At 59.2% G+C, this 13,512-nt stretch carries 14 protein-coding genes; 6 read left to right on the forward strand and 8 right to left on the reverse strand.

All coding sequences use genetic code 11. The features are described 5' to 3' along the window. Positions 1–57: 57 nt before the first annotated feature. Positions 58–1,074, reverse strand: a complete 1,017-nt coding sequence (locus AC1VVM_RS22015) for a FecR family protein (protein ID WP_482956488.1) — start codon at positions 1,072–1,074, stop codon at positions 58–60. Continuing rightward, on the reverse strand, positions 1,049–1,630 hold the full coding sequence (locus tag AC1VVM_RS22020) for an RNA polymerase sigma factor (RefSeq protein WP_482956489.1): 582 nt from the start codon (positions 1,628–1,630) through the stop codon (positions 1,049–1,051). The genes AC1VVM_RS22015 and AC1VVM_RS22020 overlap by 26 nt, the downstream gene beginning before the upstream one ends. A 1,209-nt stretch (positions 1,631–2,839) precedes the next feature. Here AC1VVM_RS22020 and AC1VVM_RS22025 point away from each other — a divergent pair. Next, entirely contained in the window at positions 2,840–3,511 is a 672-nt protein-coding gene (locus AC1VVM_RS22025; protein WP_482956490.1) for a TetR/AcrR family transcriptional regulator, read from the forward strand. 37 nt (positions 3,512–3,548) lie between these two features. On the opposite strand, the gene AC1VVM_RS22030 is transcribed toward AC1VVM_RS22025, so the two are convergent. Continuing rightward, positions 3,549–4,604, reverse strand: coding sequence for a LytTR family DNA-binding domain-containing protein (locus AC1VVM_RS22030; protein ID WP_482956491.1), 1,056 nt, complete (start codon positions 4,602–4,604; stop codon positions 3,549–3,551). A 444-nt stretch (positions 4,605–5,048) separates the two neighbouring features. On the opposite strand from AC1VVM_RS22030, the gene AC1VVM_RS22035 reads away from it, so the two are divergent. From AC1VVM_RS22035 to AC1VVM_RS22055, 5 genes are all read left to right on the forward strand, one after another. Beyond that, positions 5,049–5,912 (forward strand): LLM class F420-dependent oxidoreductase, encoded by an 864-nt coding sequence (locus tag AC1VVM_RS22035; protein ID WP_482956492.1) that lies wholly within the window; start codon positions 5,049–5,051, stop codon positions 5,910–5,912. Positions 5,913–5,998: 86 nt separating this feature from the next. Continuing rightward, positions 5,999–6,997: a zinc-dependent alcohol dehydrogenase family protein gene (locus tag AC1VVM_RS22040; RefSeq protein ID WP_482956493.1), complete on the forward strand. Its 999-nt coding sequence runs from the start codon at positions 5,999–6,001 to the stop codon at positions 6,995–6,997. A 70-nt stretch (positions 6,998–7,067) separates the two neighbouring features. Next, a complete protein-coding gene (locus AC1VVM_RS22045) occupies positions 7,068–7,391 on the forward strand; it encodes a DUF1330 domain-containing protein (RefSeq protein ID WP_482905892.1) in 324 nt (107 codons plus the stop codon). After that, the gene (locus AC1VVM_RS22050) at positions 7,388–7,870 is read left to right on the forward strand and encodes a nuclear transport factor 2 family protein (protein WP_482905893.1); all 483 of its coding nucleotides are present in this window, start codon (positions 7,388–7,390) and stop codon (positions 7,868–7,870) included. Before AC1VVM_RS22045 ends, AC1VVM_RS22050 begins: the two co-directional genes overlap by 4 nt. A 70-nt stretch (positions 7,871–7,940) precedes the next feature. Further along, the gene (locus AC1VVM_RS22055) at positions 7,941–8,549 is read left to right on the forward strand and encodes a carboxymuconolactone decarboxylase family protein (protein WP_482905894.1); all 609 of its coding nucleotides are present in this window, start codon (positions 7,941–7,943) and stop codon (positions 8,547–8,549) included. Between the two features lie 67 nt (positions 8,550–8,616). Here the strand turns inward: AC1VVM_RS22055 and AC1VVM_RS22060 are convergent, their stop codons facing one another. The 5 genes from AC1VVM_RS22060 to AC1VVM_RS22080 form a co-directional block, all read right to left on the reverse strand. Further along, positions 8,617–9,792, reverse strand: a complete 1,176-nt coding sequence (locus tag AC1VVM_RS22060; protein WP_482956494.1) for a family 43 glycosylhydrolase — start codon at positions 9,790–9,792, stop codon at positions 8,617–8,619. Then, positions 9,789–10,580, reverse strand: a complete 792-nt coding sequence (locus tag AC1VVM_RS22065) for a FadR/GntR family transcriptional regulator (RefSeq protein WP_482956495.1) — start codon at positions 10,578–10,580, stop codon at positions 9,789–9,791. The genes AC1VVM_RS22060 and AC1VVM_RS22065 overlap by 4 nt, the downstream gene beginning before the upstream one ends. Beyond that, the gene (locus AC1VVM_RS22070) at positions 10,580–11,791 is read right to left on the reverse strand and encodes a phytanoyl-CoA dioxygenase family protein (protein WP_482956496.1); all 1,212 of its coding nucleotides are present in this window, start codon (positions 11,789–11,791) and stop codon (positions 10,580–10,582) included. The genes AC1VVM_RS22065 and AC1VVM_RS22070 overlap by 1 nt, the downstream gene beginning before the upstream one ends. A 207-nt stretch (positions 11,792–11,998) precedes the next feature. Continuing rightward, positions 11,999–12,772 carry a sterol desaturase family protein gene (locus AC1VVM_RS22075; RefSeq protein WP_482905898.1) on the reverse strand — a complete coding sequence of 258 codons (774 nt, stop codon included), beginning with the start codon at positions 12,770–12,772 and terminating at the stop codon, positions 11,999–12,001. Positions 12,773–13,175: 403 nt separating this feature from the next. Continuing rightward, positions 13,176–13,475 carry a putative quinol monooxygenase gene (locus AC1VVM_RS22080; RefSeq protein ID WP_482905899.1) on the reverse strand — a complete coding sequence of 100 codons (300 nt, stop codon included), beginning with the start codon at positions 13,473–13,475 and terminating at the stop codon, positions 13,176–13,178. Positions 13,476–13,512 lie beyond the last annotated feature (37 nt).

The raw sequence follows: 13,512 nt of genomic DNA on the forward strand, positions 1-13,512 counted from the left end.
CCGCCCGCGCTTTGACGGCCTGCCCACTTCGCCTATCGCCGCTTGAGCGGCGTGCCCTTACTTTCCTGAACGCGCGCCGCCCACAATCGCGAAACTGCCATCTTCGCGCTTCTCGAAGCCTAAGCCGAATGTGGCAGCCACTTGCCGAGCGAAGCCTTCGGAATCCGATCGCCTGAACGCCCCGGTGACCTTCATGGAGCGGGCCGACGACACTTCGCACAGGACTGGAGTGGGAGCAGTCCGGTTGAAAGCGGTGACAGCCTGACTGAGTTCCACCCCGTCAAGAACCAGCATGTCGTTGGGCCACTGGCTATCGGCAGCAACGATCGGCGTGGGTTTGCCAACGGAGCCTCCTTCGATCGCAATTCCCTGCCCGGCTGTGAGGTCCTGTCTCCTACTGCCATGCTCGTCAGCGGCATTGCGCACTTCGACAGCGCCCCGCAGAAGAGCAACCCTCACAACGTTCGGCGACAGTTCCACATCGAAGAGCGTACCGTGCGCAATCACTCTGCCCACGCCTGCCTCGACCACGAATGGTCGCGCTTGTCCGTGTGCGACGGCAAAGCGCGCGCGCCCGGCGAGCAACCGCAGCAGCCGCCGATGCCGGTCGAAGGAAATCTGCATCCTCGATCCGCGGTCCAGGATTACGGTCGACCCGTCCTGAAGTGCAATTCGCCTGGGAGCTTCTTCCAGTGACGCCACTTCCATCCGGGAGACTGCTTGCGGCGCACTCCAATCGCGATGCGCTACGATGAGAACCAGCGCCCCCAGCAGTAAGAGACCAACGGCTCCCGCTGCGTACTTTCGCAGCGCCCAGGGTTTCGCGATGTCGAGATCCCGGTTTCGCACAGTGCCTGTGCTGGCAAGAAACATGGTCGTGTCGAACGACCGTACCCTGCGTTCGTACGCTTCTGCATGGCCAGGCACAGCGCGCCATTCTTCGAACTGGTCGCGGACGGCCTCCGCATCCGGTCTCCGCATCCGAACGAACCAGTCATCGGCATCCTGCTCGAGGCTCATTCCCTTCCCATCGCTTTCCTGCACGGCGTCATGGATCGAGCCTTCGAGTGACATGCCCGATCGCGCGGCTCATGTGTTTCTCGACGGTCTTTACGCTCAGACCCGTCCGGACCGCAATTTCTGTGTAGGTGAAGCCGTCAAAGCGGTGAGCGAGGAAGATTTCGCGGGTACGAGGGGCCAATTCGGCCATGATCGCTTCGAGCCGGACCAGCATGTCGCGGGCCTCGGAGGCCGCGACAGCGTCAACGTCGGCGATCGGAACGTCATCCGAACAGACGTGGAGGTTTGCGCAGCGACGCCGGTCATATTTTGCCTCGCTCCGGATCAGGTTGATCGTAGCCTGCTGCAAATAAGCGCCTGGCGCCTCCACTTCGAGCGGATTTTCCTGCCCCCTTGCAGCGAGCCGGGCGAAGAGTTGCTGGACGACATCAGGCGCGCGATCGGGCTGGGTGTGGCGCATGGCAAATCGCACAAGCTTATCGCGGTGGGACCGGTAGAGCCGGTCGATCCAGTTCCCCTTCGGAAATGGAGCCCGATCTTCAGGAGGCAGCGGATCACCTTCGCCGAGCGTCGAGCCTCGCGAACAATCTACGTCGATATTCAGCCGCATGAGATCACCCCTCCTGCAATGAGAGGGGTTTTGAATACGCGCACGCAAGACGCGTTCTTCTTGCCCAAAAACACGGGCAGTTCTCCAGCCGGAGACCGCGAGGCATTCGCCGCGCGGGGCCAACACTTGGAATCGTTTACCGACGTCTTTAGCCTGAGGCCTGGACATTCACGCCAGCGGCCCGGATGCATGCACCGAGCGATTTTTCCAGCAAGGCAGTTGGCTCGCCTTCACACCCTTTGAAGGCGCATTTGCAACCATACGGATGAAGCTCATCAAGGCAAGCGGCAGTTTTCATGAAAAGTGCCGGGCGTGAGGGACACCATTGTCTTGAGACATGGGCCGAGACCTTTAGTCACATAAGACTTGGACATACGTCTCAGCCGCCCGGACGATTCCAGACCACTTTACTGCGCCTATTCACCTTATGACGGCTTCCGCTGTCATCTCGTGCGATGCAAAGCGATCTCAATGCTATCAAGTTGCACCGCCGCCACGATCGGCAAGATACTGCATCTGATACAGACGAACGCAGAATTAATTTTTTGAAGTCGCTTCGCTATATCGGGGCCTCCCCGCTAAGCTTTTTACGGACTTCGAAATAGATCGCCGCGCCCAACGTTCAATGCCTGGCCCCGTTCCCGAGCAACTCGTCGTAGACGCGTTAGACATTCTGCCAATTCAGTCCGCCATTGCGGTGCATTTCGAGAATCCTCTTACCCCCCAACTCGTCGCCGAAGACTCCATGGAATCGAACCCACTTGATACCAGCCTAGGCCACGCAAAGACGCAGATCTTGGCGCCACTCTTCGCGTAGAGAGATGGCGGCGCGATCGGAACCGACGCATTCCTCCCAGAGATGGGCAAGATTGCCGATCGTCCCCCGGGTATCGATTTCGATCGGCTCAGCGGGTCTGGCGCCCCGGACTGTTCCGCTGAAGCTGGTAAAGGCAAGGCCCATGGCCCCGCTGCCTAAGAGCTGACGGCGAAATAGCATTTCCTCTCTCGACTTGATCGATGCTCGTCGTTGGCATCGCATCCGCTCAATCGATGGGATAAAACTCGGCGCCGTGTTAAACTTAATATACTTTTCGTATATTATATTTGACAGTCGGAGTGATCGCATTTCAGCCGCCGAGAACTCGCAAGTGCAACTTGCTCGAAACCCGCGTGTCGCTAATGTGCCTCAGACGGTAAGAGGAAAATGCGTTGACCAAAGCGAAGGCCACGACCCAAGTCAAGAAGACGGCCACTGCTGCGCGGCCCACTGGTCGAGGACGTCCTTCGCAGGCTCAGTCCCAAGCGATCACCGATGAGATTCTCGCCAGAGCAGCCGAAGTCTTCCTTCGCGAAGGCTTTGACGGCACGACCATGGAAATGGTGGCGAATGTAGTCGGTGTCCCGAAGACTACGCTCTACAAGCGCTTTCCCGACAAAATGGCCCTGCTCAACGGCGTGCTCCGGGACCGCGTGGCCTCATGGTCCAAGGTGACGTCGAAGCAGGACCAATTCCTCAGCGACAATCTGCGTGAGCGACTTATCCAGTTCATCACCACGATCCTCGTCTGGTCCGGCAAGCCCGAGGTGAGGGCGTTCACACGTCTCGCGCTGAGCGCTTCAGGCCGTGGAGCCGATGCCCAGGGACCAGATTTTTTCGCCTACAATGACATGGTCGACTATCTACGCGACGAGATCCACACCTATGGGCCAAAGTCCGGTATCCAGTCCCAGGCCCCCCGTTCGATTGCCCAGACCATAATGGCCATCAACTCGGGATGGCTGCAACGGCGCGGGCTGGATCAGACCGTAACCGAGGCAGAAGCTCGGCAACAGGCGACATTCACTGTCGACCTGCTTATGAACGGAGCGTCCGTCTGGTAATGCAAGACTTTCCGCCCTTCTACGCTTAATTTGGCCGTCAGCGCTCGCCGGGCAAAAAACCGCTGCGTTCGAGGCTACGGACTGATTCTCGGGCAACCGGCGCAAAAGCACCATTCTTGAGTACCAGGATTCGGTTTCGCCCATCGGACTTTACCGACGCGATTCCATCCGGCGAGACCCACCAACTGCGATGGACTTGCTTTCCGGGAACACCGTCCATCTCAGCTATGGCGTCGCGAAGGCGCATTAGAACCAGTTCACTTCCCTCACTGCCGTGGATTCTGACATAATGATCTTCGCTTTGGAGCGCGAGGATTGGTCCGTTGAAGTGCGGTGGGAGCCGGTGCGCCAGGCGAGGCGTCAAAGATGTTGAAACCACAGCGTGCTCCAAATCGGTCTCTACGCGATAACCTGTCGCGCTATCTGCCACTTTAGAATTAGCTGGGACCGATCGAACCGCATCGGCGGCAGTCGCGATACCTTCGCTGCGAAGCTGTCCATCAACCCGCCGCGCCCACCACGCTACTGCCAGCACAGCCACCGAACTTAACAGCGCAAAGGGCCATATTCCTGTGAAGCCGCCGAGCGCGTGAAAAAGTACATGGGCGCCCCACTGCCACACCAATGTAAGCGGCAGACTGACGATAACGACGCCCCAGAAAACTGTCGCCTTTTTGGGCAGCGAGGTAGCATCTGCCAAGATACTACAGATGATGATCGCTGGCCGAACAAGGACGTAGGCGCCCATCAGGTGAGTCCACCATTCCCAAATGCGAGCGGGCAGATCGGATTCCACATAGGTCCCAAACGGTCCCAGAAATCCGATAACCGATGCAAAAATCAGCATTGCCCAGAGTTCGAGCAGGAATTGACGGATCCAACTCACGCTGTCCTCCCCATTCTGCGGAACGCCAACGGGGAAAACCCTGGACCACGTCCATTTGGCCCACATCGCGCAATCGTTGCGAAAGAACATTTCCCGCCAATCGCGCTGCTGCGTCTGTCGATACAAGACCGTTTCATATTGACGAGCAGCAGGTCGAAGATCCTTGTATCGAAGCGCATTCTCAATTCGGTTCCGTGGCTTGGGCATGGCCGTGACCGTGTTCGTTTACGTGGTTGTATTCGCCTTCGTACTCGCCTGACCGACCTTGATCGAAGAACACTCGCCGTTTCGGTTGTGCGGCCGTTAGCCTGACGCTACCGAGAACAAGGATCAGTGGGAAGCCATAGCCCACGGAGATATCTGGTCGGCGATCAATCTAGCCGACTGTCTAGCGATTTTTAGACATCAAGGTTCCGGTACGGGCTCCATTTGGTGGGTGCTCGCACAACCGAGATGCCAAGAACATGGCCAAAAGCGCACGACTCGATGGAGACGACGCGTCATGGACGTCCAAATCGGGCTGCGGAAGGTATAGAGGAATTATATATCTTGCCGACATAGTTTGACTTGGTTCGCTCACCTCTCACGTTGCTATGCATCCTCGCGATATTCGAGAGGAGCGTGCCGCCGGCACGTCTGAGCAGGTCCGCAATGAAAATTGGCGTTAAATATCCAACCCGCGAAGTCCCGGGAGACCCCGATGCCCTTCGCGCATTCTGCCGGGCCGCCGAAGACCTCGGATTCGATCACCTGTTGATGCCAGACCACGTAGTCAAATGTCCGCATGAGGGTCGGGAGCCCAAGCTTACTGGCCCCTACACGGAGAAAGACAGCTTCGACGATCCGTTCATCTTTTTTGCGTTTGCCGCAGGTGTGACCCGCCTTGAGTTCGTGACTGGCGTTCTGGTCCTGCCGCAGCGCCAGACGGCGTTGGTCGCTCAGCAAGCAGCAGACCTGGATTTGTTCTCCAAGCAACGCCTGAGGCTCGGAGTCGGCATCGGTTGGAACTATGTCGAGTATGATGCGCTCGGCCAGGATTTTCGGACGCGGGCTGCGCGGTTCGAGGAACAAATCGGGCTTTTGCGGCAGCTATGGCAGACTCCTGTACTCAGCTTCGAAGGTCGCTTCGATCGGATCGACCGGGCCGGGATAAACCCGCGTCCGCGCCGTAAGATTCCGATTTGGATCGGCGGGCATTCGGAAGTCGCGTATGAACGTGGCGCGAGGCTCGGCGATGGATTTGTGTTTGCCGCCGACGGTGCAAACGGTGTCGCCGCGCTCGGCCACGTGCGGCACCACCTCGAACAACTGGGCCGCGACCGAGACTGCTTTGGCAGCGAGCTGCTCGCGCTGTTTGCTCGCAGCGAGCAGGAAGCGGCAGACCATTTGCGCCAGTTTCGCGACGCAGGCGGTACTCATGGCAGCGTGCGTACTACGGACAAGGGACTCGGTGCCGATATCGACGCCCACATCGCCTGCATGGCGGAAATCAAGCGGCGCTACGATGCCGGATGATGCCTCGGCGGATGCTCCACATGCCATCCTTGGCAGGTGGAGACCGAACGAAGGCACGGATCGCGCCCAGCGAGAAAGGGAAACCAATGGCCACGATGAAAGCAGCCTTCGCGACGAGCGGCGGCGGCATCGAAAGTATTACGATTAAGGAGGTCGGCATTCCCGTTCCAGGTCCCGGGCAGGCGCTTGTCCGGCTCACGGCCGCAAGTCTCAATTATCGCGATTTGCTGGCACTTCGCGGTCAGCTGCCTGGAATTGAAAGCCGCCAGTATATTCCGTTATCCGACGCTGCCGGACACGTCGTCGCAGTGGGGGAAGGCGTGGAGCGCGTCGCAGCGGGTGACCGTGTTTCCCCTCTGTTTGCTCAAGGATGGTTGAGCGGACAACGACCGCCTGCAACCATGCTCGGTGGTCCGGTCGATGGAGTTGCCCGTCAGTACGCGGTTTTCGATGCCGAAAGCCTGTGCCACTTGCCCGACGCTCTCGGCGATCTCGAGGCTGCCACCCTGCCCTGTGCCGGCGTCACGGCATGGAATGCGCTGTTCGCGGCAAGGCCACTGCGTCCCGGAGAATGGGTTTTGCTGCAAGGTACTGGCGGCGTCTCGATTGCGGCGCTGCAATGGGCCAAGGCTGCCGGGGCGCACGTCGCTATTACCTCCTCGTGCAATGCAAAGCTTGCGCGGGCCCAAGCACTGGGTGCGGATGTCCTGATAAACTACCGCGAAATGCCCGACTGGAGCGAGGCCGCCCGCCAGGCCAGAGACGGTCAGGGCTACGATATCGTAGTGGATGTTGTCGGCGCGGCAGAGGTTTCTGCCTGCGCTCGCGCTTTGAACGATGGCGGGATCATTTCGGCGGTTGGTAGGCTCGAGGGAGCTGCGAGTTGGGGCCAGGACATCGGCAAGCCCATCGTTCCTATCGTAGTGGGCAACCGGGAGCAGTGCGTGGCGATGCTCGCCTTTGCTGCGCAGCACGCGACCCGCCCCGTCATCGATGCCGTCTTCGACCTGGAACGTCTTGGCGATGCTGCGAGGCACCTCGAAGCGGGAGCAAGCTTCAGCAAGATCGCCATCAATCTTCTGTAAGGTCAAACTGGACCAGCAGGGACAATCCAGCCGGCGGGAAGGCCCGTACGGCACATTGGGAGAATTAAGAATGAGCGCTTATCTGATCGTCTATCGCGAAAGCCCGGTTACCGACCCTGAGGCGATCGCGGAATATTCGCGCCGCAATCGTGAAAATGCAGGATCGGCGCAGGCAGACTTTGGGACGCAGCCGCTGGTCGTCTATGGCAAGATCGAGGCTCTGGAGGGAACCGCGCCCGATGGCGTCGTCATACTCAAGTTCCCCGACGCGGACGCCGCTCGCGCATGGTACAACAGCGATGCATATCAGGATGCACTCCCGTTCCGTCAGAAAGCCGCTACCTGGCGCACGATCATCGTTGAAGGGCTCGACGCGGCTCCCCCAACTGCATGACCTGCGTCGACAGGCTATCGGCGATCGAAGCGATCCAGCAGATCAAGGCACGCTATCTTCGCGGCGTCGATACCGGCGACGGCGGGCTCGTTCGTAGCGTGCTCGCGCCTGATTGCGTCCTCGATTACACTGATTGCTTCGTTGATCCGGCGAGTGGCAGGGACTTCTTCCCTGAGCTCAGCCTTGTGCTGCAGGGCCGTGCCGCCTACGCCGGCAATGGCCTTGCTGCCGCAGGTATCGTCAGCTGCCATCAAGCCCCCAACTGTGAAATCGACATTGTTGGCGATGCCGGGGCAACCGGGATCTGGGCAATGACCGACAGGCTGTTTCTGCCGGTCGGGTCCGCTTTTGCAGAACTTGCCGGCTTCGGCCACTACTTCGAGACATACACGCTAAGGGACGGTCTGTGGCTGATCCAAACGCTGCGTCTGCAGCGCACTCGCATTGTCGCGACTGCCTGGCCGCGCTCGCCCGATTGATCTCACTTCAATTTCGCACGCAGCCTCGGTTCGCTCCCGGCTGCAGCGCGGACCAACGTCAGGATATTCGATGCCGCTTGCAGAACAGCGTATTCCCAACGTTCCTGAAGAGGAGTGGACCGAGGAGGTCCGGGATCTGTTTCCAATCATGCTGCCGCCAGGATCAAGCGCCAAGGGGTCTGATTTCAATTCGATCTTGGTCCTCGCGAACCATCCGCAGCTGTCCGCACCCTGGCTGCGGTTCAACGCGGCAGTTTCACGCGGCGTGGTTCTGGCCGCGCGCGCCAAGGAAATCGCGATCCTGCGCATCGCCTGGAGGGCCCGCAGCAACTACGAATGGGTCCATCACATGCTTTCGGGCCTGCGCGAAGGTCTGACACGAGAGAATTTCCGGGCCCTGCAATCCGAGGATCCCGGCGAAGGATGGGACACGCCAGACCGGCTGATCATCGCTGCCGCCGACGGGCTTTGGAGCAATCAACGGATCGATGAGGAGACCTGGAGCAAGCTTGGCAATTTCTATTCGATGCAAGAGCGGATGGAATTGCTTTACGTGATAGGCACCTATCTCACGCTAGCCTGCATTCTGAACACTGCCGAAGCTCAGTTGGAACCAGTCTTCACGGAACACGCAGAGCGGCTCGATCTTCCGGACCTTCTAGCAACCATCCCTGTATGAAGCGGAGGCGGATGCTGGCACAGCGCACGTGCCAGCATCCATTCTCGAGCAGCCCGCTCACCAAGTGTCAGGCGAATTCGTCAAGCGTCCAATCGGCTCGCCATTCGATCACCGGTCGGTCGTCCTGAAAGCGGATCGGCAGCCAGACGTAACGAGACTGGGCGGTCGCCACGTTCAAGCCCAACAAAGGCATCGCCTTCGTTTCTTCAGGTGTTAGCTGGCCGCGAGGACGGCTCATGGCCTTGGTGATTGCGCTTTGCAGTAGGCGCGAAGTCTCTCCGCTCTTAAACGCATCGCTATCTTGCGGCCCCATCCACCGGTCGGCCATGGCGATGTAGAGGTCTTGCTTGCCCGGATGCTTGAAGATGCAACTGATCTGCGAGTTGAATGACGTCCGCGAGCGATCCTGCGGATGCAGATCGCCCAGCACCGTCCAGGGGCCGTGATAGGTATCGGCTACGGCAATCTCCGACGGATTGGGGAAATAGCCTGAGGTCCCCGACGTCGCGAGATAGAGCTTGCCGCGCCGGGCGAAGACCGCCGGCCCCTCGCGAACCGCCGGCGGCGCCGGATGCGGGAAGTGGGTTGAATAGTATCCGGTGAAATCCGTGTAATCGTCGGTGAGATCGGCGCAGATCATCTCGCTGTGGACGCGCTCGAAGTACATGTACGCCTTTCCATCGGCGGGGTGCACAATGAGATCGAAATCGCCCGCACTCATGCCAAGCGGCCGAATGTCGCTCCGAACGATCGTATAAGGTCCGGTGATCTTGTCCGCGACCAGGACGGTCCTTGTCTGGTCCGATTTTCCCATGATCTTGATCCAGCACACGAACTGTTTGGTGCGCTGGTTGTAGATGATGTGCGGGCGGTCGAGCTTGGCCGATCGCGGGTTGAGCGGCGATTTTGGATCGGTTTCGACCGGCGGAATGATAAGGCCGAGATCTTCCCAATTATAGAGATCGCTTGAGGCGTAGCATCGCACACCCCAAGTCCAGATATCCGACTTGCCGGCGGTGAACTCCTTGTTCTCGCCATACCAGTAGAAGCGACCGTCCGCGTGGATCATGGATCCGCCATGGGCCTGGATCGGCTTGCCGTTGGTGTCGAGCCAGATTTCGCCCGGCCGGAAAGACTTGTATGCACTCTCGCTCCGTGCCGATTGTCCCAGAGCTCGCGTGGCAACTCCTGCGGCCAGAACACCGCCCGCTGCGAGCACACCTCGCCGTGATAAGTCCCTCACATGCCCTCCATAACTTGCTGAGTATCTTCGAGGGCCATTTCGACCAGAGCCCTCATATTCGCGGCGGCTGCCGCGCAGTCCCTGTCTGCAATGGCCTGAAAAACCATCGCATGATCGGCTATCGCATCGCGCGGCAAGCTTTTTGCCTGCTGCTTGAACTGCGTGGTCCAGCTGACGGCCGCCCCTACGCTGGCCGTCAGATGGACGAGCGCGGCATTTTGGGTGGCGTGAAGAATGGCATGATGAAAATCGCGGTCGGCAGCCCTGCCCTCGTCGGTCGAAAGGGTTTTGCGCTGCATCACATCGAGCGCGCCTTTCATCGCAACGACATCACGATCTTCACACCTCGCAGCAGCGAGGCCTGCCGCTGCCGGTTCGATGACAGCGCGAAGCTCGAATATATCCCTCACGAGGCCGATCTCGGGCTGGTCGCTGAATGCCCAGGAAAGTACGTCTGGATCGAGCACATTCCAGTGAGACCGATCGAGCACGCGCGTTCCGATTTTCGGCCGACTTTCCAATAGACCCTTGGCAGTCAGGACCTGGATCGCTTCACGATAGGCACCGCGAGACACTTCCAGTTCCCCGGCGTATGCAATTTCGCCTGCAAGGACGTCACCGGGACGATAACGCCCGGATACGATTTCGCGTCCCAACTTCTGGACGACCGAGCCTCGCAGTCTCCGGCCTGGCCCTCGAACGGTCGGCTGAGCGTCGCGGTCCGTACTCCCGATACCGGTAAGCGACGGATATATGGGACCGAGGCTGGCAAGCCATCGAATGTCCATCACGCCTTGTCCCGATGCAGTTCGTTGACCTGCCCGCGCAGCTGAGCCACCGACGTATCGATCAGTCTGTCGTCCGGTTCACGCAGCGGAATCTCGGTGTACATGACGCGGCGCTCGGCAGACTGCGGTGCAGTCGCTTCGTGAAGTGTACACGAGAGATGAATCGTCAGATCGCCCGGACTGGTCTCCAGAGCCACGACAGGTAGATACGGCGCCAACTTGGCGGTCTCGACCGGCATTGCCAGCCTGTGGGATCCGGCAACCACACGTAGTTGGCCGTTCGCAGGGTCCGCCGCCGTCACTGCAACGCCCACCGTCATCCGGGAACAGGCATAGCTATGCCGTCCGAGATGACAGTCACGATGGAACGACAGGTCCGAAGGCCCAGCAACCACGCCGACAGGTTTGAAAAGCGCCTCAATGATGTTGCCTTCAATCGGCTTGCGCGCAAAATTTTCCGGCCCTTCAAGGATGGCAATCATGCGCTCCCAGCGTTCCGACGCCAGCAAGCGTGTCGTTGCAGTTGAGAGCTCTGCGAAATGTTGCATCCGGACGCAGGTCCGGGTCCCGTCCACAAGCGTCGCCCACCATGACCGACCATCGCCTTCGACATAGCGGTGGCGCGCGTGATCCATATCCGCTGAGATCTTCGCGACCTCGTCGGCATCGAGAACTCCGCGCAAATGAAGAAACCCTGTTTCGCGCAGGAAATGCGCGATGGAGCTGGGGTCATCATGCAGTGTGAATGTTTGCGCGAGATCGAGCGCAGAGCCATCGAGCGCGCGGAAGGCAAAACCCTCGTCAATGAGCGGCCAGCCTTCGAGAAGGCATATCCACAGTGAGTCCCAAACCGACACATCCCGCAAATTGCCGCCGCTGAATTCGAGAAGTCGCGCGACCAGCAAGCCATTGAAGGTGATCTGGTTCTGGGCCCAATCAGAGAATTGGCCGAGCGTCAGACTGATAACCAGAGCACCGTCGCTGCCGCCGGGACACAATGACATGGTCTGGCCGAAGCACGTGAGCGTCCAGCTTTCACCACTGATTTCCAGCGTCAAGGGAGGTGCGTTCAGCGCCTGAAACCCTTGCGCTGCGATAGGACCGTTGCGTTCGAGAAGGCGCGGCAACTCGGTGGCAAAGAATGCCGTTGGATCGACCGTGCGACGGCGGTCCCGGTCGCTTCGCGTCCGCCGATCAAGCGCCTGGGTCATGGGAGAAGCCTGAGCGAGGTATCAGGATAGCAACCTCGCCGCCCGATCCGTAGCCGTGCATTCGACATGCCAAGATCTCCCATGAATTTTCTTAGTGTATTCAGCACCGACCAAAGGCGGTTGCCCCACAATGTCTACGATTCGTATATTTTGAAAGCCCGCCCGCTGATCGGCTTGCTGAAATCCCCTGCGCTGTGGATCAAAACCCTAGGCTGCCGCTTCTGCAGCCGGGTCGACCGTTTCGGTCCGTGCCTTGATCTTGTCAAAATCGGCTTCAAACTTGGGGCGCATCGTACCGCACAGGCGATCCCAGATCGTCGTGTAGCCCCCGTAGTTGCCGTTGAAATAGCGGTGGTGCTGGTCGTGGAATGTGGCCGTGATGAACCATTTCGTTGCCCATGTACGATTCCACCACCGTGGCATGAATTCATAGCCCGAGTGGACATAGAGACCCATGAAGATGTTAGTGGGCAGGATCAGCGCCAGCGTTGCATCGTGCACTGTGAACACGGTCAGAAACAGCGGCACAAACCCGCCGTTGATGATCGATTCCAGCGGATTGACCGATAGTGTCGTCAGCAGATTCGGCGACGTGGACTTGTGATGAAGCTTGTGGACCCAGGTGTAGATGGGCTCCTTGTGCATCCAGCGATGGAGCCAGTAGAACCAGGTGTCGAACAGGAAGAAGTAGAGCGCGTACTCCAGGCCGATCACCCACCATGTGGCGCCGCCGGGGTTGAACCGAATCCAGCCATGCGTCGTGAGCCATCCGGTCGACAGGCCGATAATCTTGCCTGAGATCGCAATAGTGACAACTGCCACCAAGGCCTCTGTGCGCAGAGTCTTCCATTTGAATCCGCGAGGCTGGATCTTGCGGGCCTTGAAATAGCCGCTGACGATGCCAGCCACGACCCCGACCGCCACGAACGCTGTCAACCAGAGGCGGAGCATGTGCTCCCCTGACGTCATTGCTTCAAACACGATCGCTCTCCTGCCGGTCGATAAGGGAATACGAATCCCATCCGCCACATAACATACGTCGCGTTTATTTACGTCCTATGCGTTTTGTCAAGAGACAGCACGGCGGAGGACGCCAGGATCGAACGAGCGATCATCCCAAATCCAGCATCGATCGGCACCTTCGTGAGAAGGCATCTCCCTTGGCCGCAGGGACAAATTCGGCCGGAAAACTCGGGATTAGCCGTCCAGGTGTTTCGCCCCGCCACGAACCCTCTGCCATTCCAGCAGTGTATGCCCCCGAGCAGCAGTGAGTAAGCCGACTGACATTCTGCCCGAACTCCATCGCCGAATCAGGATCAGCTCCGAGATGAAAGGCAAAAAGTCTTAAACTGGCGCAGCTGTTAATAATCCGCACGCCATCAGTTTACGTCCGCCGAGGTTCGCCAACCTCGTAGATACACAGGTCACGCTCACCAATCCCGAGCTTTGGCCAAGCTGCGCGCCATTCAGCGATGTGCGTAGAGGCAAAATGGCGATCAAGGGCCGCCTGAGTTGTCCAGAGCTCTTTGACGTGAATTAGGCCGCGATCAAAAACATCCTCAGCGTAGCCGTATTGAACGCAACCGTCTTCGGCACGGCTGGCGTCGGCCATGCGTTTCATCACGGGCCGCGCTAGCTCAAGGTTCTCCGCCGGTAGGCGCACTGTTCCAACAATCAGTAGCATCAGCTCACCTCATCGCAGCGGCCGTCCAGTGGGGAGA

This window comes from Novosphingobium sp. BL-S-33 (assembly GCF_056857025.1).

Excerpts from the sequence above, each read along its gene's own strand:
- AC1VVM_RS22080 (WP_482905899.1), bottom strand. The coding sequence starts at position 13,475 with ATGCTACTGATTGTTGGAACAGTGCGCCTACCGGCGGAGAACCTTGAG.
- AC1VVM_RS22030 (WP_482956491.1), bottom strand. The coding sequence starts at position 4,604 with ATGCCCAAGCCACGGAACCGAATTGAGAATGCGCTTCGATACAAGGAT.
- AC1VVM_RS22045 (WP_482905892.1), top strand. The coding sequence starts at position 7,068 with ATGAGCGCTTATCTGATCGTCTATCGCGAAAGCCCGGTTACCGACCCT.
- AC1VVM_RS22050 (WP_482905893.1), top strand. The coding sequence starts at position 7,388 with ATGACCTGCGTCGACAGGCTATCGGCGATCGAAGCGATCCAGCAGATC.
- AC1VVM_RS22020 (WP_482956489.1), bottom strand. The coding sequence starts at position 1,630 with ATGCGGCTGAATATCGACGTAGATTGTTCGCGAGGCTCGACGCTCGGC.
- AC1VVM_RS22035 (WP_482956492.1), top strand. The coding sequence starts at position 5,049 with ATGAAAATTGGCGTTAAATATCCAACCCGCGAAGTCCCGGGAGACCCC.
- AC1VVM_RS22065 (WP_482956495.1), bottom strand. The coding sequence starts at position 10,580 with ATGGACATTCGATGGCTTGCCAGCCTCGGTCCCATATATCCGTCGCTT.
- AC1VVM_RS22040 (WP_482956493.1), top strand. The coding sequence starts at position 5,999 with ATGGCCACGATGAAAGCAGCCTTCGCGACGAGCGGCGGCGGCATCGAA.
- AC1VVM_RS22015 (WP_482956488.1), bottom strand. The coding sequence starts at position 1,074 with ATGTCACTCGAAGGCTCGATCCATGACGCCGTGCAGGAAAGCGATGGG.
- AC1VVM_RS22070 (WP_482956496.1), bottom strand. The coding sequence starts at position 11,791 with ATGACCCAGGCGCTTGATCGGCGGACGCGAAGCGACCGGGACCGCCGT.
- AC1VVM_RS22055 (WP_482905894.1), top strand. The coding sequence starts at position 7,941 with ATGCCGCTTGCAGAACAGCGTATTCCCAACGTTCCTGAAGAGGAGTGG.